Origin of the sequence: Arthrobacter sp. HY1533 (assembly GCF_027568515.1) — a bacterium.
Classification (GTDB): domain Bacteria; phylum Actinomycetota; class Actinomycetes; order Actinomycetales; family Micrococcaceae; genus Specibacter.
On record NZ_JANKZF010000006.1, the window covers coordinates 217,635 to 239,429 of the forward strand.

Here is a 21,795-nt window from a genome sequence, read left to right on the forward strand (position 1 = left end):
AAGAGGTTGTGCGCCCTTTGCGTGTGCCGGCCGGTTTGGAATCTTTTTTGTGCTGCCCGGAGTCTTAGACTGATCTGGTGACTTCAGCCCTTGCAATCCGCCCCGCCCGCACCCAAGACGTCTACGCCATCAAGGAACTGGTGGCGCCACTGGCGGAGCGGCGCATCCTGATTTCCAAGGAGTCGGTCACCTACTTCGAAGGCATCCAGGAGTTCCTCATCGCCGAGATCGACGGCGAAGTGGTGGGCTGTGGTGCCCTGCACGTCATGTGGGAGGACCTGGCCGAGATCCGGACCCTGGCCACGGCGGATGCGTGGCGCGGCAAGGGCATTGGCCACACCCTGGTTGAACAGCTCCTGGACCGGGCCCGCGCACTGGGTGTCAGCCGGGTCTTCTGCCTGACCTTTGAGGTGGACTTCTTCCTGGGCCACGGCTTTGAGGTCATGGCCGACCAGGGGGCCGTTGACCCGGTGGTCTACTCGGAACTGCTGCGTTCCGCCGATGAAGGCGTGGCGGAGTTCCTGGACCTGGCCCGGGTCAAGCCCAACACCCTGGGCAACACCCGCATGATCCGCCACCTGTAGGCCGGATGGGGCGGCAACGGGATGCTGCTGCCCGGGGTCCCATACCGGTCATTTCCAGCTGCTGCGCGTCACATGAACGAACAATTGGCTGCATGGCGGGCAGCATTTGCGATCGATTATCGATTTTCATAAAGTCGGTTCACCACACCTCACCAGAAGGACTGAATCGATGAAGAGCTTCCCCCACGCCGGGGCCCCTCGCGGCTGCCAGCCGCCCAACGCGCCGGGCCAGGCCGGGTGCCGGCAGTGGTTCGCAGATGGGCCTTCCAATGTCACCGACTAGACGCACCATCGAGCGAGCCCGGGTGGGGGCATCCCGCACCCCGCTCAGCCGGCTGGGCCTGGGCACGGCCAAGCTGAACAACCGCGACGACCAGGCCGAGGCCACGCGCGTGGTTGCGGCCGCAATCGAGATGGGGGTGAGCTACTTCGACACCGCGCCCTTCTACGAGATCGGTCAGGCTGAACTTGCCCTGGGCGCTGCCCTGTCGGAAATCGGCGGAAACCCGGACATCACCATTTCCACCAAGGTGGGTCGCATTGTGGACCCCGCCACCGGCGCATGGCACTACGACTTCTCACGCGACGGCGTGCTGCGCAGCCTTGAGTCCTCCCTCGGGCGCCTGCAGCGCGACCATGTGGACATTGTCTACGTCCACGACCCCGACGACCACGCCGGCGAGGCCAGCGCCACGGCCATCCCCACCCTGCTGGAGCTGCGGGACGAAGGCGTCATTGGTGCCGTGGGTGTGGGCATGAACCAGTGGCAGCTGCCTCTGGAGTTTGTGCGCAACTTTGACCTGGACGTCATCCTCATCGCGGGGCGCTATTCGCTGCTGGATGCCAGTGCAGCGGCGGAGCTGTTCCCCGCATGCCTGGAACGAGGGGTGGGCGTGGTGGTGGGCGGTGTGTTCAACTCCGGGATCCTGGCCGACCCCTCCGATGCGGCAACGTTCGCCTACCGCCCCGCCGCGGCGGACCTGCTGGAGAAGGCGCGCGCCATGCAGACCGTCGCCGCGCGCCACGGCCTGGCCCTGGCAGATGTGGCCCAGGCATTTGGAGCGGCCCACCCCGCAAGCACCTCCGTGCTGGTGGGCGTGACCGACGTCGAACAGCTGGGCAGGAATGTGGACGCCTGGCACAAGCACATCCCGGCGCAGCTGTGGCTGGACCTGGAAGCGGCGGGCCTCCTGCCGGCCGGCGGCCTCTCGCCGCAGGGCCAGACGTGGGACGGGCAGTGAATGGCGTGGGATGACGCCGTGGGCATTGTCGATGCGCACGTGCACCTGTGGGACACGGAGGTTTTCGCGCTGCCGTGGCTCACCGAGGTGCCCGAGCTGGCGCAGCGGTACAGCTACGCCGACATTGCCTCGCCCCTGGCCGACGGGGTCATTTGCGTGCAGGCCGGCGAATCCCTGGTGGAGGCGAACTGGCTGCTCGGGCAGGCGGCAGCCTTCCCGGCCATCCGGGCCGTGGTGCTCCAGTACGCCCCCAGTGACGTTCCCGGTGCGTGGGCCGGCGCAGTCCACGAGGCGGTGCAACAGTCCCTGGCACAGGGCGGGCCGGTTGCCGGCATCCGCATCCCGGCCAGCGGCGCCGGCGACGACCTTGACGCAATGCCTGGCATCGACGCCTTGTGCACCGGCCTGGCCGCGAACGGCCTGGTGCTTGAACTGTTGCTCCGCCCGTCCCAGCTGCCCGCCGTGGCACGCCTGGCCGGGCGCTTCCCCGAGCTTTCCGTGGTCCTGTGCCACGTGGGGATCGGGCAGGACCCCATCGAGGCCGGCTGGGAGGCGCAACTTGAACGCACGGCCCGGCACGGCAATGTCCACGCCAAGCTGTCCGGCATACTTTCGGTTGAGGGGGACACACAGCGTGCGGATGCCCCCGCACGGATTGTGCGCGCCGCCTTGGCGTCCTTTAGTGCGGACAGGCTCATGCTTGGCAGCGACTGGCCCATGTCCATCCGGACGGGCCTTGACTACGCCGGGGTGCTTGCCCGGGTGGAGGCCGAACTGTCCTCCTGCACGGAGACGGAGCTGGCAAGCATTCGGGGCGGGACTGCCCGGGCCTGCTACGGAATTCCGGACGCGGAACCGGCTGCCATGCCCACACCACCAGCAGCAATGAAGAGGTTGAATTGATGGGCGAGACAAAATACGGCTCCATGAGCCTTGACCGGGGACTGCTGTCCGACCAGGTCTACGCACTGATCAAGGCCTCCATCCGCGACGGCACCTTCGAGCCCGGATCCCAGCTGGTGGAATCCCAGTTGGCCCGCGAGCTGAACATCAGCCAGGCACCCGTCCGGGAAGCACTCAAGCGCCTCATCCATGAAGGCGTGGTCACGCACGTCCCGCACCGCGGCAGTTTTGTCACGGCCTTCAGCCAGGACGAGGCGGAACAGGCCCGGACCGTGCGCGTCGCGCTGGAGGGCCTTGCCGCCTCCCTGGCCTGCGGCAAGGTGGGTGCCCAGGCCCGCAGGACGCTCGACGGCGTCATCGGGAAGATGCACGACGCCGCCGCCGCGGGTGACATTGCCGGCTTCCGTGACCTGGACCTGCTGTTCCACCGCACCGTGGTTGAGCTGAGCGGGAACGTGTACCTGCCGCGCATGTGGGAGTAAATCGAACCGAGCCTGCGTTCGCTGCACGTGCTTTCCGACCCGAACTTCGAAGGCGACTGGCACGCCGCGGCAGATTCCCACAAGGTGCTGCTGGAAGCCCTGGACGGCGACCCCGCCGCCGCGGAACGTACGTTCCGGGCCCACGCGGCCGGACACGCCCTGGACCCGGAAGGCTGCAAGCCGCGCCTAGACTAGCTGCGGCGCCCGCAGCCTGGCGGTGCCAAACACCGCCCAGCGCAAAGGGGCCGGCCCATGCGGGCCGGCCCCTTTGCGCTGTTGCGAATCACCAGTCGTGCATGGTCCCGTCCAACTGGAGCCGGTTCACCGGCAGGTAAGCGGGCGTGTACTCGAAGCCGGCAGCGAGCTCCTCGTTGTACTCCACGCCCAGGCCCGGGTTGTCACCCGGGTGCAGCAGGCCGTTCTCGAAGGTGTAGCTGGTCTGGAACACCTCAAGCGTGTCCGCGGAGTGTTTCATGTACTCCTGGATGCCGAAGTTGTGGATCGCGATGCCCAGGTGGAGCTGTGCTGCCATGCCCACGGGGGAGATGTCGGTGGGTCCGTGGAAGCCTGACTTGATCTGGTAGACCGCCGCGAAGTCAATGATCTTCTTCAGTGCGGTGACACCGCCCGTGTGGGTCACGGCGCTGCGCACGTAGTCGATGAGCTGCTCGGTGATGAGCGTCTGGTAGTCATAGACGGTGTTGAAGACCTCGCCAATGGCCAGTGGAGTGGTGGTCTGGGAACGGACCCGTCGCAGCGCCTCCTGGTTTTCGCCGGGCGTGCAGTCCTCCAGCCAGAACAGCTTGTAGGGCTCCAGCGACTTGCCCAAGATGGCGGCCTGGTTCGGGGTCAGGCGGTGGTGGGCGTCGTGCAGGAGCGGCAGCGACGGGCCAAACTTCTCACGGACTGCGGCGAAGACCTCCGGTATGTGGTTCAGGTACGCCTCGCTGTCCCACGCCTCCTCAGTGGGAACCGCCGTGCGCTTGGCCGGCTCGTAGTCGTAGCGTTCGCCGGGGCGCTGGTCGCTGGCCACACCATACACCTGGCCCAGGCCCGGGACGCTGGTCTGGATGCGGATGGCCTTGAAGCCCTGGTCCAGGTGGTTCTGGATCGAGGTGAAGAGCGAGGGCAGGTCGGATCCGGACGCATGGCCGTAGGCCAGTGCACCCTTGCGCGAGGCGCCGCCGAGCAGTTGGTACAGGGGCTGGCCTGTGACCTTGCCCTTGATGTCCCACAGGCACATGTCGACGGCGGCTATGGCCGCCATGGTCACGGGGCCGCGGCGCCAGTACGCTCCGCGGTACAGGTACTGCCAGGTGTCCTCGATGTTCCGTGAGTCGCGCCCAATGAGCAGCGGGACAACGTGCTCCTTCAAGTAGGCGGCCACCGACAGCTCACGGCCGTTCAGCGTGGCATCGCCCAGACCGGTCACGCCGTCGGAGGTGGTGATCTTCAGGGTGACAAAGTTGCGTCCCGGGCTCGTGACGAGCACCTCGACGCTTTCAATAATGCTCACGGGCTTCTCTTTCCTCATTGAATGGACTGCAGCAGGCGTGGATGGCTTCCCCCGGTCCTGGATGTAACAAAATGCGATACTGTTACATGCGTGGTGAGTTGACGGGATTGTTTCATCGCGCGCGATCTTCCTCACAATATAAGCACAAATCGGCTCCTCTTCGGGAGTGTGGTGCAATAATTTCCTGCCTTTGCGCGATGATCCTTGACGCTAGACTGTAAACGTTTGCAGAATGAATGTGCGCGCTCATGTGGCGCCGGATGAATGGAGAGCGGTGTGGCCATGGCTGTGACGATCAGGGATGTGGCCAAGGCGGCGGGCGTGTCGATTGCAACTGTCTCGCGGGCCCTGTCCAAGCCCGAACAGGTGGCCGAGGAGACCCGACTGCACGTGGTCAAGGCTGCCCGCGAACTTGGCTACCGCCCCAACACTGCCGCCCGCGGTCTCAGCTCGGGTCAAACAGGCAGCATTGGCCTGGTGGTTCCGGACTTGGAGAACCCCTACTTCGGCTCGGTCGCCAAGGGAGTCCAGGAGCGTGCACGGGCCCAGGGCTACAACGTCCTGATCGCCGACTCCGACGAAGACGCCGGGCTTGAGGCGGAGATTGCGCGCACCCTCGCCCAGCAGGTTGACGGCATCATCCTGTGCTCGGTGCGCGGCACCGACGCCACCATCCGCAGCCTTTCACGGGACATCCGGGTGGTCCTGGTCAACAGGAACGTGGACGGGCTGCCCTCAATCTCCGGGGACAACGCAGGCGGGATGCGCCAGCTCGTGGGCCACCTTGTTGCCCTGGGGCACCGCAGCATCGCCTACGCCGGCGGGCCGGCCACATCCTGGACCAACAAGGTGCGCGCGGATGCCCTCGCCCACATCCTGGCCGCCAACGCGGAACTTGAGCTCGTGGACCTGGGCAACTTCCCGCCGTCGTACTCGGGTGGGATGCAGGCCGGCGACCTCGCCCTGGCCAGCCGGGCAACGGCAACGATCGCCTTCAATGACCTCATGGCCGTGGGCCTGCTCGAGCGGCTGCGGCAGCGCGGCGCCAATGTGCCCGCCGACATGAGCGTGACCGGCTTCGACAACATCCCCGCCGCGGCCATGGCGTGGCCGGGGCTGACCACTGTGGACTGTCCGCGCGTGCACATGGGCCGCGCCAGCGTGGACCTGCTCCTGGATGCCGTGCTGGGCCGCGAGGCCGGTGCCGCGCCGGATCTGGGTGCCGAACTAATCATCCGCCCGTCCACGGGGCCCGCCCCGGAGCGCACCGCCGCGGTGTGAATGGTTGGGCCGCCTCCCGCTCAACCCTTGCTTTGCGAGCGGTAACGCAGCGGTGTGGTGCCATGGATTGAGCGGAACTGCCGGGAGAAGTAGAAGGCGTCGGGGTAGCCCACCTGGGCCGCAATCGCGGAGACGGCAAGGTCCGTGGTGTCCAGCAACTCCCGGGCCCGCGCCATGCGCAGCTGGGTCTGGAATTGCAGGACCGGCAGGCCCACCTGCTTGCGGAACAGCGTGGCAAAGTGGGATGGACTCAGCCGCGCCTCGGCGGCCAGCGCCGCCACGCTGGTGCCATCGGCCAGGTTGCGCTGCAGCCGGTCCTTGGCGCGCCCAACCACGTCACTGTGTGATCCCTGCGGCGGCGCCGCATCCGCCAGCGTGGCCAGGAAATGCCACGCGGCCGCGGATGCAGCAAACAGGGTTGCCGGGCTCAGTTCACGCTCCATGAGTTCAACCACCTCTTCGAGCAAGGCCACCGCACGGAAGAGCTTGGCCGGCGTGCGCACCGTGTCGGGCCCCACGGCGCTGCCCACCTCGAGCAAGGCAGGCAGCTCCTGTCCGTCCAAGTGCATCCACCACAGCGTCCATGGATCGTCCGGGTCGCTGCCGTAGGCGTGCGGCACGCCCGGTGGAATGACCACCGCCTGCCCCGCCCGGACTGCTTGGTCCACGCCGTCCACCGTGCACCAGCCGCGGCCCTCGGTGCACAGCAGCACCACGGCCTGCGCGATCGGCTCCGTGCGCACCCGGCCGTGCGCGCGGGCCTGCGGGAAATAGCCGCAATCGGTCACGAGCAGCGCCCGTGTGCCGGGCCGTTGCAACGCCTGCTGCGCCATGGGGCGGGGGAGGACGCGCAGCCGCTGCCCCGGGAATCCTTCTGCTATGCGCATGCCACCAGAATCACCTGCGGATAATTGTTTTGTCCAGTTTTCCCGTTGGAACCACCATTCCAGTCAGCCTTTCGAACATTTAGCCTAGTTTTATGACCACTGAAACATCCAGCCCGTCGCGAATCGTCCTTCCCCCCGTGCCTGCCGCCCAGAGCGCCGAGGCCGTGGCGTGCTGGGCCGAGCCGCTTGTCATCGACACGTACATGCCGCTGGCGCCGGACAGCCTGCCCGCCTTTTTCGAGCAGCGCGTCTACCAGGGCTCCACGGGCCGGGTGTTTCCCATGCCGTTCCACGAGCGCGTCAGCCAGGACAAGGCACCCCACGCCTGGACGGCCGTCCACCTCGAGAATGAATGGCTGCGCGTGGTGGTCCTGCCAGAACTTGGCGGGCGCATCCACATTGGCTACGACAAGGTGGCCGGCTACGACTTCTTCTACCGCAACAACGTGATCAAGCCGGCCCTTGTGGGCCTGACGGGGCCGTGGATCTCCGGCGGCGTCGAATTCAACTGGCCCCAGCACCACCGCCCGGCCACGTTCCTTCCCACCGACTTCGAGATTGAGCACGAGGACGACGGCGCCGTGACCGTCTGGTGCTCCGACCACGACCCTTTCACCCGCATGAAGGGCATGCACGGCATCCGGCTTCGCCCGGACAGCGCCGCGATTGAGGCGCGCGTGCGCCTGTACAACCGCACGGAGGAGACCCAGACGTTCCTGTGGTGGGCCAACGTTGCCGCGGCCGTGGATGAAAACTACCAGGCATTCTTCCCCACCGACGTGGACCAAGTGGCCGACCACGCCAAGCGGGCAACGGCCAGCTACCCGGCCCCGGCCGCCGGCGAGACGTACTACGGCGTGGACTACAGCGCCCAGCGCACGGCGGAGGTGCCCGACGGTGACGGGCTGGACTGGTACCGGAACATCCCCGTGCCCACCTCATACATGGTCACCAAGACCGAGGACGACTTCTTTGGCGGCTACGACCACGGACGCGGCGCCGGGTTCGTGCATTGGGCCGACAGGCACTACGCACCGGGCAAGAAGCTCTGGACGTGGGGCGATGCCCCGTTCGGGCATGCCTGGGACGCGGCGCTGACCGATGGCGACGGCCCCTACATTGAGCTCATGGCCGGCGTCTTCACCGACAACCAACCCGACTTCTCCTTCCTCGCACCCGGCGAGACCAAGACCTTCAGCCAGTTCTGGTACCCCATCCACCAGATCGGCCCGGCCCACCAGGCCACCACCCAGCTTGCCGTGCGCCTGGATGTGGACGGACATGACGCCACCTTCGGCATTTCCGCAGCGGAGAAGCTGCCCGGCTGCCTCGTGGAACTGCACACGGCCGGCGGCCAGCCGCTCCATGCCCAGGCCGTGGACCTGGCACCGGGCACCCAGCTGCTGCACACGCTCACGCTGGAAACGGCACCCAAGCTGACCGAGCTCGTGTTGACCGTCCGCCAGGGCGCCACCGAGCTGATCCGCTGGCAAATGCGCGAGGGAACGAACACCGGGGGCGAGGTAGCCGACGCCGCCACCGAGCCGCCCGCTCCCGAAGACGTGGAATCCGTGGACGAGCTGTTCTTCATTGGCCAGTACCTGCGCCAGTACCGCCATGCCATTCGGCTGCCGGAACCCTACTGGCGTGAGGCCCTGCGCCGCGACCCCGGCGAGGTGCGCTGCAACATTGCCCTGGCCGAACGTGCCACCTGGGCCGGCGACCACACCACGGCCGAACAGCTGCTGCGCACCGCGATTGCCCGCATGGTGGCCCACGCTTCCAACCCGGCCGACGGCGAGGCGCACTACCGGCTCGGCATTGTGCTGACCCGCACGGGGCGTGACATCGAGGCCGGGCGCCACCTGGCCAAGGCCAGCTGGAACTCTGCCTGGCGTGTGCCCGCCCGCCTGGCCCTGGCCCGCCTGAAGGCCCGGGCCGGCCAGTACGCCGCTGCCGCCGCCGATTTGCGTGAGGTTCTGGTGCTCGACGGCGCCCACCTCCAGGCCGCCGACCTCCTGGCCACGGTGCTGCGCGCCCAGGACAAGCCCGCCGAGGCCAACTCCCGCATTGCCGCAACCCTGGCGCTGGACCCGCTGGACCAGTGGGCCCGCGACCTCGCCGGCCTGCCCCTGACCGCTGATGCCCCCACCCTGCTCGATGTCGCCATTGAATACTCCAGTGCCGGGTTCGCCGGCGATGCCCTGCGCGTCCTGGAGCTGGCCGCCACGGCTGCCGAAAACAATGCACTCGGCCAGATCCAGGTGGCCCCGCTGGTGCAGTACCACCGGGCAGCCGTGCTGGAAGCCGAGGGCCGCTCCGAGGACGCGGCCCTGGCCCGCGCATTGGCCCGGACCGTGGACCGCACCCTGTGCCAGCCCTCCCGCACGGCAGACGTTGCCGCGCTGGAAAACGCGCTCAAGCACGACGCCGGCGACCCCCTGGCAGCGATGCTGCTGGGCAACTGGCACTACGACAAGCGCCGCTACGCGGAGGCAGTGGCCTTCTGGAAGTCGGCCGAGTCCTCCCTTTCCGCTGCCTCCGGGGAAGGTGGCCAGGACCGCGCCTCGCTCGTGATCGTGCTGCGCAACCTCGCCATCGCGGCACACAACGTCCAGGGCGACGGCGAAGCGGCGCTCGCAGCCTACGGCAGGGCCCGCGAACTGGCGCCGGCGGACGCCAAGTTGTTGTACGAATACGACCAGCTTGCCGCCCGCCTCGGCGCCACGGAGCAATCCCGCCTCGAACGGCTCGAAGCGCACCTGGAACTTGCCGGGGAACGCGACGACCTCAGCGTCGTCTACGCCAACCTGCTGACCGGATCCGGCCGGGCCGCGGAAGCCCGCGGCTGGCTCCTGTCCCGGCAGTTCCAGCCCTGGGAAGGCGGCGAGGGCCAGTCCCTCGGGGCTTGGGACGCCGCCAACATTGCCCTTGCCGAGGATGCGCTGGACGCCGAGGACGCCGCTGCTGCCCTCGCCTGGGTGGACTCGGCGCTCGCCAGCCCCGGCTCACTGGGCGAGGCACGGCATCCGCTGGCCAACTCGGCCCGGATCCAGCTATTGCGGGGAAATGCGCTCGCAGCCCTCGGCCGGGACGCGGAGGCTGCCAGCGCATGGGAGCAGGCGGCCTCGATCCGCAGCGACTTCCAGGCCATGAACGTGCAGAGCTACAGCAACCAGAGCTGCTACTCAGCCAAGGCCCTGCGCAAGCTGGGCCGGGAGGAAGAAGTCGGGCAGCTCGTCTCGGGTATTGCCGAATACGTTGCGGAGCTCGCCGCGACCCCGGCAGGGATTGACTTCTTCGCCACCTCACTGCCCACCATGCTCCTGTTCACGGAAGATCCGCAGGACGGGCGGGACCGCACGGTCGCCGAATTGCGCGAACAGCTGGCCATGCTCAGTGGTGTCACTGCGTGAGTGTATTTGTGGGTGGCCCTGGACTGCGCTGCGAAGTGCAGCCGGACCGGGGTGCCCGCATTGTGAGCCTGCAGGGGGCGGACGGCTGGGAGTGGCTGGCGGCGAGTGAACGCACACCCGCCGCCGGCACGGGCCTGCCGTTTGTCCGCCCGGGCATGGGCGGCTGGGATGAGGTGGCACCCACGGTGCAGGCGGACCCCGACGCGGAAGCCCCCAGCGGCACCCGGCTGCCGGCACTGCCTGACCACGGCGACGTCTGGAACATGCCGTGGCGTGTGGACCATGCTGGCCCGGGCGAACTCGCCGTTTCGGTGGACTTGCCCAGTATGCCCGTCACCCTTGACCGGACCATCAACGCGACGGAACGGGGTCTGCGATTCCACTACCGGGCCACCACCACATCCCGCGACCCACTTCCGTTCCTCTGGTGCGCCCACCCGCAATTTGCCGCCGGACCGGGGGTGGATGTTGCCCTGGAGTCGGGCGGTGTCCGCATTGCCCCCGAGCTCACCGAAATGTATCCGGGGGAGGAGCAGGCTCTCGACTTCGCCGCCCGTCCGCGCCACGCCACCATGCCGGCCGGCACCTCGTTGAAGGCCTTCGTGGACCCGGACATCCGTGCCGACGCGGCCGTCCTCAGCTTGCCCACGGGCCGTTCGCTGCGCCTCGACTGGGACTCCACGCAACTGCCGTACCTGGGACTGTTCTGGGACAACGGCGAGTTTGCCGCCGAACCCGTGCTCGCCGTCGAACCTTCCACGGGATGGGGTGAGCGACTCTCCGCCGCCGAGCGGCAGCAACGGGTGCTGGCGGTTTCGCAGGGGCAGCCCCTCGAGTGGGAGCTTCACCTGTCTGAGACGGTCGTTTCCGCGCCCCAATTCGGCGCACCCCGCCAGTGCGCCTAGCTCCGGCGTGCTTCCCTACCAACCACCAGTTCCCGCGGGTAGTGTTCAAGGCGTGGCCGCAATGATGCCGGCCGCCACCCAAGCTGTGTGAATCGGAGGGTTTCGTCATGAAAAAGCTCATCAATGATCCCAAGACAGTAGTCAATGAATCCGTGGAAGGTTTTGGCCTGGCGCATGCCGGCCATGTGACGGTCCACCCCGACCCGCTCTTCGTGACCCGAAGCGGGGCCCAGCGCGAGGGCAAGGTGGGCCTTGTTTCCGGCGGCGGCAGCGGGCACGAGCCCCTGCACGCCGGCTATGTGGGATTCGGCATGCTGGATGCGGCCGTTCCGGGGGCCATGTTCACCTCTCCCACCCCCGACGCCATCATTCCGGCGACCATCGCCGCGAACTCGGGTGCCGGCGTCGTGCACATTGTGAAGAACTACACCGGCGACGTGCTGAACTTTGAGACCGCGGCCGAAATGGCCGAGGCAGAGGGCGTGTCCGTGCGCACCGTGCTGGTGAACGACGACGTCGCCGTGGAGGACTCGCTGTACACGGCCGGGCGCCGCGGCGTGGCCGGCACGGTCCTGGTGGAAAAGATCGCCGGGGCCGCCGCCGAACGCGGGGACAACCTCGACGCAGTGGCCGCCATCGGCCAGCGCGTCAACGACAACGTGCGCAGCATGGGCGTGGCCCTGTCCGCCTGCACCGTCCCGCACGCGGGCGTCCCCAGCTTCGAACTGGCCGAGGACGAGATTGAGATTGGCATCGGCATCCACGGCGAGCCGGGCCGCCACCGCATCCCCTTGGAAAACGCCGACGGCATCACCGAACGGCTGCTCGAACCGATCCTGGCAGACCTCAAGCCCGCCGCCGGGGACAAGGTGCTCCTGTTCGTCAACGGCATGGGCGGCACCCCGGCCAGCGAGCTGTACATTGTGTTCCGCCACGCGGCCAAGCTGCTTGCAGACGCCGGACTCGTCGTGGAGCGCTCCCTGGTGGGCAACTACATCACGGCGCTGGAAATGCAGGGCTGCTCCATTTCGGTGCTGCGCCTGGATGATGAAATGACAAGTTTGTGGGACGCACCCGTCAACACCCCTGCGCTGCGATGGGGGATGTAAATGCCCAACACACTCGACACCGCATGGGCCATCGCCTGGCTGCGCCTCTCCGCCACCGTCGTGGCGGAAAACCGCATGGCCCTCATTGAGCTGGACCGGGCCATCGGCGACGGCGACCACGGCGAAAACCTGGACCGCGGCTTCACGGCAATCCTCGAAAAGCTCGACGCCGAGCCGCCCGCCACCCCCGGGGCCGCGTTCAAGCTGGCCGCCATGACCCTGATGTCAAAGGTGGGCGGCGCCGCCGGCCCGCTGTACGGCACAGCCTATCTGCGTGCGGCCACGGCCGTGGGCGAGGCCGCGGAGCTTGATGCGGCAACCCTCGTGGCAGCACTGGCGGCCGCCCGCGACGGCGTGGTGGCCCGCGGCAAGGCCGAGACCGGCGACAAAACCATGATCGACGCCTGGACCCCGGCCGTCGACGCCGCAACAGCCGCAGCCGAATCCGGGGCGGAACCGGCCGCCGTGCTGGCGGCCGCCGCCACGGCAGCCGAGGCCGGTGCCGCAGCCACAGAGCCGCTCATTGCCCGCAAGGGCCGGGCCAGCTACCTGGGGGAGCGGGCCATTGGGCACCGCGACCCGGGGGCGCAATCCTCGGCGCTCATCCTGCGCGCCGCGGCCCAGGCGGCCGGCGCATGAGCGTGGGGCTGGTCATTGTGTCCCACAGCGCCCAGCTGGCCGCCGGCGTGGTTGAGCTGGCCGCCCAGATGGCGCCCAACGTGGTGCTGCTCCCGGCCGGGGGCATGGACGACGGCGGCATCGGCACCTCCCTGGAGAAGGTCATGGAGGCGCTCGGTGCGGCAGACACGGGCGACGGGGCCGTGGTCCTGACGGATCTCGGCTCGGCCGTCATGACGGCCGAATCCGCCCTGGAGTTCCTGGGCAGCCCCGAGAACGTGCGCCTGGCCGATGCGCCACTCGTGGAAGGTGCCATTGCCGCGGCCGTGGCTGCCCAGTCGGGTGCTTCCCTGGACGTGGTGTGCAAGGCGGCCGAGACCGCGCTGCAGCCGGCGGCCGCTCCTCCGGTGGTCGAGCCTGTCGAGACCCAAGCCACCGCAGTGACTGCCGTGCTGACGCTCATCAACCCCATGGGCCTGCACGCCAGGCCGGCCGCGGTGCTGGCCGGTGAGCTGGGCGCGATGGATGTGGACATTGAGATCAACGGCGTGGACGCGCAGTCGGTCATGATGCTCATGACTTTGGGCGCGGGGCAGGGCACGGAACTAAACGTCACCGCCACCGGCCCTGACGCCCGGCGTGCCGTCGCGCTGGTGCGCAGCGAGGTGGAGGCCGGCTTCGGCGAGATCTAACCGCACGCCGCAGGATGCGCACGCTTCGCGGGATGAGGGGCTGGTGCCCGCACCGCGCCACACACGACTTCGTCGGTGTGTCCGCGGCGACGCCCACCACGCCGCCAGCCCCTCATCCCGCTTCGCTTGGCGTCCGTCTCGCCGGATCCGTCCGCGCCCGGTGGTCGAGCCTGTCGATCACCGGATGCCGGACTCGGTCAGGCTGGCAGCTGGTAGCCGGCTTCTGAATGCTGGGCCAGGCCGTCCGCCACCAGGCCTGCCAGGGCGCGCTCCAGCTGGGGCGCGTGCGTGTTGAGGTCGTGCAGCTTGCCCAGTTCCGCGGCCAGTTCGGTGTGGGCGCGGGCAGCGTCTCCATCCCAGAACAGGTCGGCGTGCACGGGGGAGCCGGCCGCGCGCAGCACAGCCATGACGGCTCCGCGGACCTGCCGGTCGGTGCCTGCCCAGGGCTGGCCCTTGGGGATGTAGGTGGGTTCGGGCTGGCCCGCGGCAATCCAGGCGCACTGCTCGAGCACGGGGCACAGGCCGCACTTGGGGCTGCGCGCCGTGCAGACCACCGCGCCAAGTTCCATGACGGCGGCATTCCACAGCACCGATTCGCCGTCGTCCTCCGGGAGCAGCTCCGCAGCCAGTGCCATCTCGGCGGCCGTCAGCGCCGGCGCGGGCAGTGCCTGGCCCACCACGAGGCGGGCGTGCACGCGGCGGATGTTCGTGTCCACAACTGTGGTGCGTCGGCCAAAGGCGAAGGCAGCCACGGCGGCCGCTGTGTACGTGCCTACTCCGGGCAGCTCGAGAAGTTCCTCAAAGGTGTCTGGCACCTTCCCGCCGTGCTGTTCCACGATTTGTGCGGCAGCCGCATGCAGGCGCAGCGCCCGGCGGGGGTAGCCCAGCCGGCCCCAGGCCCGCAGCACCTCGGCGGCCGGGGCGGCGGCAAAGTCCGCGGGTGTGGGCCAGCGCCCCAGCCATTCCTCCCAGACCGGCTGCACGCGCACCACCGGCGTTTGCTGGAGCATGATCTCACTGACCAGGATCCCCCAGGGGGATGCGCCGCCGCGCCATGGCAGGTCCCTGGCCTCACGCAGGAACCAGTCCTGGATTTCCCGGTGCAAGCAAACTCCTTGAAGTCGAGCGATTCCCGGGACGCCTCACACGCCCCGCAGCATTCCACTCTAGGCCACCGGGCCGCAGGGGGCCTTTCTCACAGGAAGCACGGCGGCGTGGTTGGTGCGGGGCGCCCCGGGCCTTCGATACCCTTTAGACATGGGAAACACAGGGAATCCGGGACGCGGCCGCACCTCCGCCGCACCCGCGCCCAGGGTTTCCGCCAAGGTTTACCGCCGGCGCCGCCTCGTGGCGGCCATTCTGGCCCTGCTTGTGCTCGTGGCGATCGTGGCCGGTGGCTTCCTCGTGGCCGGCCTGCTGGGCGGGGGTTCCGCGGATGACGCCGGCACCAACCCGGCTGCCGATGGAGCCACGGCGAAACCCAAGGCTGCTGCGAAAGCCGGGACGCCGCCGTCGGCCGTGTGCGACGAGGCGGGCATCAAGGTCACAGCCGCCGTGGACAAGCCCGCCTACGGGCCGGAGGAGCTGCCGGTCCTGACCCTGCGCGTGACCAACTCCGGCAAGGCGCCCTGCGACATCAACGTGGGCACGAGCCAGATGCAGTACCAGGTCACCAGCGGCGAAGACATCATCTTCAACTCCAAGAACTGCCAGGTGGACCCTGGCGACCTAGTCAAGAACCTGGCGCCGGGCGCCTCGGAGACCGCAAACCTGGTGTGGAAGGTCAACCGCAACGCCCCCGGCTGCGAAAAAATGGTTTCCGTGCCGGGCAGGGGCGGGGCAACCTACGGCTTCGTGGCGACCCTGGGCAAGTGGTCCAGTGACAAGGTCACGTTCACGCTGCAGTAGGCGGCAGGCGCAGGCGTTTCCGCCTAGAGGAAGCGGTCCAGGAGGCTGGCCTCGGCAATGCGGGACAGGCCCTCGCGGACGTTGCGGGCACGCAGTTCGCCAATGCCATCCACCATCATGAGCTCGTCAATCGTGGCCGCCATCAGGTTCTGCAGCCCGCCAAAGTGGTCCACCAGGCGCCCGGCCACGGCACCTGGAACGGCCTTCAGGCCGGACACCAGGCGGTAGCCGCGCGGCTGGATGATGGCTTCCAGGGAGTCGTTGCCGCTGGCCAAGCCAACAATGTTGGCAATGAGGCTCAGGTCAATCAGGCTGGCCTGGTCGATTTCCTGCAGTGCAGTCACGGCCGCGTCGACGTCGGTGGTTTCGGGATCGGTGTAGTCGCGGATCACCATGTCGGCACCTGAGCCGCGCGTGGTGGAAAGCTCTTCCAGCTGCAGCGACAGCAGCCGGCCGTCAACACCGAGCTCCAGGACGTAGGCGGCGATCTCCTCGGAAATGCGGCGCACCATCTCGTGGCGCTGCAAGGTGACGGCAACGTCGCGCACCGTGACCATGGCCTCGATCTCCAGGGCGGACAGTGAGCTGGTCACCTGGTCCAGCCGGGCGCGGTAGCGTTCAAGCGTGGCCAGGGCCTGGTTGGCGCGGGCCAGCACCTTCTCGGAACCCTCCAGCACGTAGCGCAGCCCGCCCACGTACAGGGCAATGATCTGCATGGACTGGCTGACGGAAACCACGGGGACGCCGGTCTGGATGGCGACGCGCTCGGCCGTGCGGTGGCGGGTGCCCGATTCCTGCGTTTCAATGCTGGGATCCGGAACCAGCTGGACTGCGGCGCGAATGATTTTCGTGGCGTCCTTGTCGCAGACAATGGCGCCGTCCATCTTGGCAAGTTCGCGCAGGCTTGTGGGGGCGAAGTCGATGCCAATTTCAAAGCCGCCGGAGCACAGGCTTTCAATGGTCCTGTCCGAACCGAGCACAATCAGTGCGCCCGTGCGGCCGCGAAGGATGCGTTCGAGCCCGTCACGCAGCGGCGTTCCCGGCGCAACGCGGGCAAGAGTGGCTTTCAGGGCCTCTTCGGGGCTGCGAATCATGGGCAGTTCCTTCTTTTCAAGCACGGGAATCCGCGCAAGTCACAATGCCATGATAGTGGGAACGGGCCCGGGTTGCCGGGCGGCAGGGCCATCGGCGACGCGCATCTTGACCGATCTGTGTCCTTTGCCCGATCCCGGCGGTCCCGGAGACGTGCCGGGGCCGCCGGGGCACGCCGCAACGGGCGCCCCGAGGGCACTTAGCCCAGCTTGAGGCTCGGTTCCGGCATGCCGTGCAGGATGATCTCCGTGGCCTCCGCAATGTGGTCAATTTCCCTGACCTTGAAGTCCGGCGGGACGGTGCCGAAGCCCGTGGGGCTCCGCGGGACGATGGCGTGGGTGTAGCCCAGCCGGCTGGCCTCCATGATCCGCTGGTTGATGCCCGGCACGGGCCGCACCTCCCCGGCCAGCCCCACCTCGCCGAACGCCACCAACTTGCCATGCACGGGTATTGCGGTCTTGGCCGAGACAATGGACAGCGCCACGGCCAGGTCCATGGCCGGCTCGCTCAGGCGGGCACCGCCCACGGTTGCCACGTAGCTGTCGTCGGCGTCCAGGCGCAGTCCGGCCCGCTGCTGCAACACAGCCAGCAGCATGCCCACGCGCGTGGAGTCCAGGCCGGAGACCGTGCGCCGCGGCGAGGAGCCGAGGGCCGGGGTCAGCAGCGCCTGCACCTCGGCCAGCAGGGGGCGCCGGCCCTCCATGGTCACGCTGATGCAGGTGCCGGAAACGGGCTGGGCCGTGCGGGAGGTGAACAGCCCACTGGGGTCGGCCAGCCCCTCGATGCCGTCGTCGGTCAAATCAAAGCAGCCCACCTCGTCCGTCTGCCCGTACCTGTTCTTCACGGCCCGCAGCAGGCGCAGGCGCGAGTGGCGCTCGCCGTCGAACTGGCAGACCACATCCACCAGGTGCTCGAGCAGGCGCGGCCCGGCGATGGAGCCGTCCTTGGTCACGTGGCCCACCAGCAGCGTTGTCATGTTCAGCCGCTTTGCCGCGGCAATGAGGGACGCCGCCACCTCGCGGACTTGGGATACGCCGCCGGCGGCACCGTCCACCATGGTGCTGCTGAAGGTCTGCACGGAGTCCACGATCAGCAGGGCCGGCTGCACGGCCTCAACCTGCCCCAGCGCCGTGCCGAGGTCAGTTTCGGCACCGAGGTACAGGGTGTCGGCAACCGCGCCGATGCGCTCGGCCCGCAGCTTGACCTGGGCGGCGGATTCCTCGCCCGTGAGGTAGAGGACCTTTTGCGGCTCCCGGCCGTGTACGTTGCGGGCAAACTTTGCGGCCACGTCCAGCAGGAGCGTGGATTTTCCGACGCCGGGTTCCCCCGCCAGCAGGATCACGGCGCCCGGGACCATGCCGCCGCCCAGGACGCGGTCCAGCTCGGGCACGCCGGTGAGGTTGTGTGCGGCCTTGGAGGCGTCCACGTCCGCGATGAGCTGGGCCGGGCGCACCACGGTGGTTGCGGCAGTGGTCCGGACCACCACGGAGCCGATCTCCTCAAGGGTGCCCCAGGCCTGGCATTCCCCGCAGCGGCCTACCCACTTCACGGCCGTCCAGCCGCATTCGGTGCAGCGGAAGTTCTGCCCGGCGTTTGTCTTTGTGCTCTTTGCTGCCATGGTTCAACCCTAGCGCCGGGGTGTGACACGCGGGGCCCGTCCGTGCGGGCCTACAGCTTGGGCAGCAGGTCCCTGGCCTCGGAGGGCTCCATCTTGGCCGCCTCGAGCAGGTCCACCATGAGGGTGCGGAAGAGCAGCACCAGGGTCTCTCCCTCCATGCGTGTGATCTCCAGTTTGCTCGGGTGCAGCCGGATTGCGACGTCGGCCAGCGAGTCCCGTGCGTGGGACATCGCCGCGTCGGATGAGGCATGGGACAGGGCCGCACCCAGTTCGTCCACGGCGGCGGCCGTCTCGCCGATGACCTCGGCCAGGTGCATGGATCCGGCGTCGGACAGCGCGGCGTTGTTGATGGCGCTCGCCAGCCGGCGGGCCAGGACTCGGCTGGAGCGCATGGCGTAGTCCACCCGCTCCATGAGCCTGGCCATGCCGTCCACCTCCTGCAGGTGCCGCCGGTACATGGGTGCCAGCCTGGCGATCTCCATGGACCCCCGCAGCCCTTGGCGCATGGAGTCGATGCGGGCCTGCTGGCTCCGGGCGCGGACCAGGGCGTGCCAGGCGGTGGTGGCGTCGTTGTAGGACAGTGCCGAGGCGCACTCCCGCAGCACCAGGGAGAGTTCGCCCAGGACCTCCTTGAGGTCATCCCTGGGTTCGCGGCGCGGATCCCTGGGCACCAGGAACGTCACGGCCAGGGCGAAGCAGCCGCCCACCACGGCGTCGATGCTGCGGGTGAACGGCCCGCCGGCGGGGATGGGCAGCAGCACGACCAGCAGGGACTGGAGCCCCAGCTGGGTGGTGAAAATGGCCCCGCTGTCCAGGAAACGGGCCAGCAGGATGGACAGGAACAGCACCAGGGCTGCCTGCCAGATGCCCGATCCCAGCCAGTGCAGCAGCAGGTCGCCCACCGCAATGCCGATGGTGCAGCCCAGGCCCACCTCCAGGACCCGGCGCAGGCGCGGGTCACGGGAGAAGCCCAGGGCAATGATGGCGCTCGTGGCGGCAAACAGGGGGCCCTGGTGGCCCAGGACGAGTTGCGAAAAGTAGTAGGCACCCACGGCACAGATGGCCATCATGAATGCCGGGAGGATTGAATTCATGCTGCGCCGCAGGCCCAGGCGGGCACGCCGCTTCAGGAATCGTGCGGTGGCGGCCTGTCGGGACGGCAGGCCGGTGGCTGAGTCCGGCATGCTGCCAAGTCTATGCGTGAGGGGCTCCCCGCGACGTGCATCGCGGGGAGCCCCTGTTGGTGTCCGGTGTTCCGGCGGCTCAGCCGGTGGTTTCGTTCAGCTTGGCCAGGAGATCGGCCAGCCGGCGGACCTCGGCGGGCTCCCACTGTGAGAGCTTGTCCACGAGCAGCTGCCGGGCGCCGAGCTGGGTTTCCCTGTAGCGCTCCCGCGTGGGCGCGGTCATGTCCACCAGCGTGGCCCGCCCGTCGCCGGGGTCGGCCGTGCGGGAAACCAGGCCGAGCTCCTCGAGCTGCTTGACGATCCGGCTGAGCGTGGCCTTGTCCGCCTCCAGCCCGCGGGCCAGCTCAGACTGCTGCATTGGCCCGGAGCGGAACAGCAGCATCAGCACCTTGAAGCCCATTGGCTGCAGGCCCGGATGGATTGCCGCGGCCCGGTATTTCAGGTTCTTCCGTGCCGAGACCATCATGTTGGACAGCTGGTTTTGCGTGTCCTCGATGGCGCCCGCCAGCTCCGGGTCCTGCGGGAGTTCCGGGCCCGGAGCCCCATTGCAGGGATTGACGACGTCGGCCATGCTCAGACCCGCTCGATCGCGCCGGTGTTGGGGGTGGCGGCAATGCTTGCCTCGCTGACCTCGGCGAGGACCAGCTCGGCCTCCTCCATGGCGGGGTGGCCCTTGGCGTCCGCGGCGTCGCTCTTCTCGCGCTGGTCGCGCGTCTGGTTGCTCAGCGGCAGGTTGGGCAGGAAGGCCACCGCAAGGATGGTCAGGATGCTCAGCGGCGCGGCAATCATGAAGATGTAGGCCACGGAGTCGCCGTAGACGGATTCAATGATGACCCGGATTGAATCGGGCAGGGTGTGGACGGAGGGGATGTTGCCGCTGGCCAGTGCGGCCCCGACCTCCTTGCCCTTTTCGCCCAGGGCGCCGATGGCGGCCTGCAGCTCACCGGTGCGGCCGGCCATGGTGTCCACAACCTTCGTGGCCATGAGGGCGCCCAGCACGGAGACGCCGATGGTGCCGCCCAGTGAGCGGAAGAAGGCGATGCCGGAGCTGGCCACGCCGATCTCGGCCGGGGTGACAGCGTTTTGCACAATCAGCACCAGGTTCTGCATGACCATGCCCAGGCCCGCGCCGAGGATGAACATGAACAGGGAGACCAGGATGAAGTTGGTGTCGTAGTGGATGGTCCCGAGCAGGTACAGGCCCGCCAGCTGCAGCAGGGATCCGGTGACCATGATGGCCTTCCACTTGCCGAACTTGGAGATCATGGCCCCGCCAATGGTGGAAATGATGAGCAGGCCGGCCATCATGGGGATGGTCATGAGGCCCGACTGTGTGGCGTTGGCGCCGCGGGCCAGCTGCATGTACTGGGCCAGGAACACTGAGGTGCCGAACATGGACACACCAACGGAAATCGAGGCCACCACGGAGAGGGTGAAGGTGGTGTTCTTGAACATGGTCAGCGGGATGATGGGCTCGGCGGCCTTGAACTCCGCAATGACGAAGGCGACCAGGGCGGCAATGGCCCCGCCCACCATCCACGCCGAGGTGGGGCTGGCCCATTCGAAGTCCTTGCCGGCCAGGGAGACCCAGATCAGCAGCAGGGAGACGCCGGCTGACAGAAGCACAATTCCGGCGTAGTCAATGCTGACCTTGCGCTTCTTCTGGGCCGGGAGGTGCAGCGTCTTTTGAATCAGGAGGATTGCAACCACGGCGAAGGGCAGTGCCACGAAGAAGTTCCAGCGCCAGTTGATGGCGTCGGTGATGAAGCCGCCGATGAGCGGGCCGCCCACGGTGCCCAGTGCCATGACGGCGCCGAACAATCCCATGTACTTGCCGCGTTCACGCGGGGAGATGATGTCCGCCATGACGATCTGGCTCAGGGCGGTCAGGCCGCCGGCGCCCAGGCCCTGGAAGACGCGCATGGTGATGAGCATCGAGGTGTCCTGCGAGAAACCGGCAATGGCGGAAGCCACCACGAAGATCACCAGTGAGAGCTGCAGCAGCAGCTTGCGGTTGGACAGGTCCGCGAGCTTGCCCCAGATGGGGGTGGAGATGGTGGTGGCCAGCAGGGTTGCCGTGACCACCCAGGTGTAGGCAGTCTGGTCGCCATTGAGATCGGACAGGATCACCGGCAGGGACGTCGAGACGACTGTGCCGGCCAGGATGGAGACGAACATGCCCATGAGCAGGCCTGTGAGGGACTGGATCACCTGGCGGTGGGTCATGCCCGAGTCTGACAGCCCGGGGGCTGCCTTTGCTGTGCTGGTTGTCTGGGACAAGAGGGCTCCAATAAGTGGCCGGAAGAAAGTTGATGTATGTCAACTATATGGAATTGGTTGCCCTGGGACAACAGTTTTT

Annotated in this window: 20 protein-coding genes; 12 read left to right on the forward strand and 8 right to left on the reverse strand. The window is 68.0% G+C overall.

Translation table 11 applies throughout. The features are described 5' to 3' along the window. The first annotated feature begins 77 nt into the window (after positions 1–77). The 5 genes from PCK14_RS07375 to PCK14_RS07395 all read left to right on the forward strand — a co-directional run bounded on the left by PCK14_RS07375 (position 78) and on the right by PCK14_RS07395 (position 3,405). The gene (locus PCK14_RS07375) at positions 78–584 is read left to right on the forward strand and encodes an amino-acid N-acetyltransferase (protein WP_269937808.1); all 507 of its coding nucleotides are present in this window, start codon (positions 78–80) and stop codon (positions 582–584) included. A 269-nt stretch (positions 585–853) separates the two neighbouring features. After that, complete coding sequence (locus PCK14_RS07380; RefSeq protein ID WP_269937809.1) at positions 854–1,825, forward strand: aldo/keto reductase; 972 nt, start codon at positions 854–856, stop codon at positions 1,823–1,825. Continuing rightward, the gene (locus PCK14_RS07385) at positions 1,826–2,728 is read left to right on the forward strand and encodes an amidohydrolase family protein (protein WP_269937810.1); all 903 of its coding nucleotides are present in this window, start codon (positions 1,826–1,828) and stop codon (positions 2,726–2,728) included. Further along, the gene (locus PCK14_RS07390; protein ID WP_269937811.1) at positions 2,728–3,210 is read left to right on the forward strand and encodes a GntR family transcriptional regulator; all 483 of its coding nucleotides are present in this window, start codon (positions 2,728–2,730) and stop codon (positions 3,208–3,210) included. Before PCK14_RS07385 ends, PCK14_RS07390 begins: the two co-directional genes overlap by 1 nt. A 27-nt stretch (positions 3,211–3,237) precedes the next feature. Continuing rightward, positions 3,238–3,405: a hypothetical protein gene (locus PCK14_RS07395; RefSeq protein ID WP_269937812.1), complete on the forward strand. Its 168-nt coding sequence runs from the start codon at positions 3,238–3,240 to the stop codon at positions 3,403–3,405. A gap of 88 nt (positions 3,406–3,493) precedes the next feature. Here PCK14_RS07395 and manD read toward each other — a convergent pair whose 3' ends face one another. Then, positions 3,494–4,726, reverse strand: coding sequence for a D-mannonate dehydratase ManD (gene manD, locus PCK14_RS07400; RefSeq protein WP_269937813.1), 1,233 nt, complete (start codon positions 4,724–4,726; stop codon positions 3,494–3,496). A gap of 282 nt (positions 4,727–5,008) precedes the next feature. Here manD and PCK14_RS07405 point away from each other — a divergent pair, with 282 nt between their 5' ends. Then, positions 5,009–6,007, forward strand: coding sequence for a LacI family DNA-binding transcriptional regulator (locus PCK14_RS07405; RefSeq protein ID WP_269937814.1), 999 nt, complete (start codon positions 5,009–5,011; stop codon positions 6,005–6,007). 20 nt (positions 6,008–6,027) lie between these two features. On the opposite strand, the gene PCK14_RS07410 is transcribed toward PCK14_RS07405, so the two are convergent. Continuing rightward, positions 6,028–6,894, reverse strand: a complete 867-nt coding sequence (locus PCK14_RS07410; protein ID WP_269937815.1) for an AraC family transcriptional regulator — start codon at positions 6,892–6,894, stop codon at positions 6,028–6,030. A 92-nt stretch (positions 6,895–6,986) separates the two neighbouring features. On the opposite strand from PCK14_RS07410, the gene PCK14_RS07415 reads away from it, so the two are divergent. From PCK14_RS07415 to dhaM, 5 genes are all read left to right on the forward strand, one after another. After that, on the forward strand, positions 6,987–10,310 hold the full coding sequence (locus PCK14_RS07415; RefSeq protein WP_269937816.1) for a DUF5107 domain-containing protein: 3,324 nt from the start codon (positions 6,987–6,989) through the stop codon (positions 10,308–10,310). Further along, complete coding sequence (locus PCK14_RS07420) at positions 10,307–11,215, forward strand: hypothetical protein (protein ID WP_269937817.1); 909 nt, start codon at positions 10,307–10,309, stop codon at positions 11,213–11,215. Before PCK14_RS07415 ends, PCK14_RS07420 begins: the two co-directional genes overlap by 4 nt. 107 nt (positions 11,216–11,322) lie before the next feature. Beyond that, on the forward strand, positions 11,323–12,324 hold the full coding sequence (dhaK, locus tag PCK14_RS07425) for a dihydroxyacetone kinase subunit DhaK (RefSeq protein WP_269937818.1): 1,002 nt from the start codon (positions 11,323–11,325) through the stop codon (positions 12,322–12,324). Continuing rightward, entirely contained in the window at positions 12,325–12,963 is a 639-nt protein-coding gene (gene dhaL, locus PCK14_RS07430; RefSeq protein ID WP_269937819.1) for a dihydroxyacetone kinase subunit DhaL, read from the forward strand. Next, entirely contained in the window at positions 12,960–13,634 is a 675-nt protein-coding gene (dhaM, locus tag PCK14_RS07435; protein ID WP_269937820.1) for a dihydroxyacetone kinase phosphoryl donor subunit DhaM, read from the forward strand. Before dhaL ends, dhaM begins: the two co-directional genes overlap by 4 nt. Positions 13,635–13,831: 197 nt before the next feature. Here dhaM and PCK14_RS07440 read toward each other — a convergent pair whose 3' ends face one another. Continuing rightward, entirely contained in the window at positions 13,832–14,740 is a 909-nt protein-coding gene (locus tag PCK14_RS07440) for an A/G-specific adenine glycosylase (RefSeq protein ID WP_269937821.1), read from the reverse strand. A gap of 151 nt (positions 14,741–14,891) precedes the next feature. Here PCK14_RS07440 and PCK14_RS07445 point away from each other — a divergent pair, with 151 nt between their 5' ends. Further along, a complete protein-coding gene (locus tag PCK14_RS07445) occupies positions 14,892–15,542 on the forward strand; it encodes a hypothetical protein (protein WP_269937822.1) in 651 nt (216 codons plus the stop codon). Between the two features lie 23 nt (positions 15,543–15,565). On the opposite strand, the gene disA is transcribed toward PCK14_RS07445, so the two are convergent. From disA to PCK14_RS07470, 5 genes are all read right to left on the reverse strand, one after another. Then, positions 15,566–16,636 (reverse strand): DNA integrity scanning diadenylate cyclase DisA, encoded by a 1,071-nt coding sequence (disA, locus tag PCK14_RS07450; RefSeq protein WP_269937823.1) that lies wholly within the window; start codon positions 16,634–16,636, stop codon positions 15,566–15,568. A gap of 197 nt (positions 16,637–16,833) precedes the next feature. Further along, positions 16,834–18,252: a DNA repair protein RadA gene (gene radA, locus PCK14_RS07455; protein ID WP_269937824.1), complete on the reverse strand. Its 1,419-nt coding sequence runs from the start codon at positions 18,250–18,252 to the stop codon at positions 16,834–16,836. Positions 18,253–18,302: 50 nt separating this feature from the next. After that, the gene (locus PCK14_RS07460; protein WP_269937825.1) at positions 18,303–19,436 is read right to left on the reverse strand and encodes an FUSC family protein; all 1,134 of its coding nucleotides are present in this window, start codon (positions 19,434–19,436) and stop codon (positions 18,303–18,305) included. Positions 19,437–19,515: 79 nt separating this feature from the next. Further along, positions 19,516–20,007, reverse strand: a complete 492-nt coding sequence (locus PCK14_RS07465) for a MarR family winged helix-turn-helix transcriptional regulator (protein WP_269937826.1) — start codon at positions 20,005–20,007, stop codon at positions 19,516–19,518. 2 nt (positions 20,008–20,009) lie between these two features. Next, complete coding sequence (locus tag PCK14_RS07470) at positions 20,010–21,662, reverse strand: MDR family MFS transporter (protein WP_269937873.1); 1,653 nt, start codon at positions 21,660–21,662, stop codon at positions 20,010–20,012. Positions 21,663–21,795: the final 133 nt, after the last annotated feature.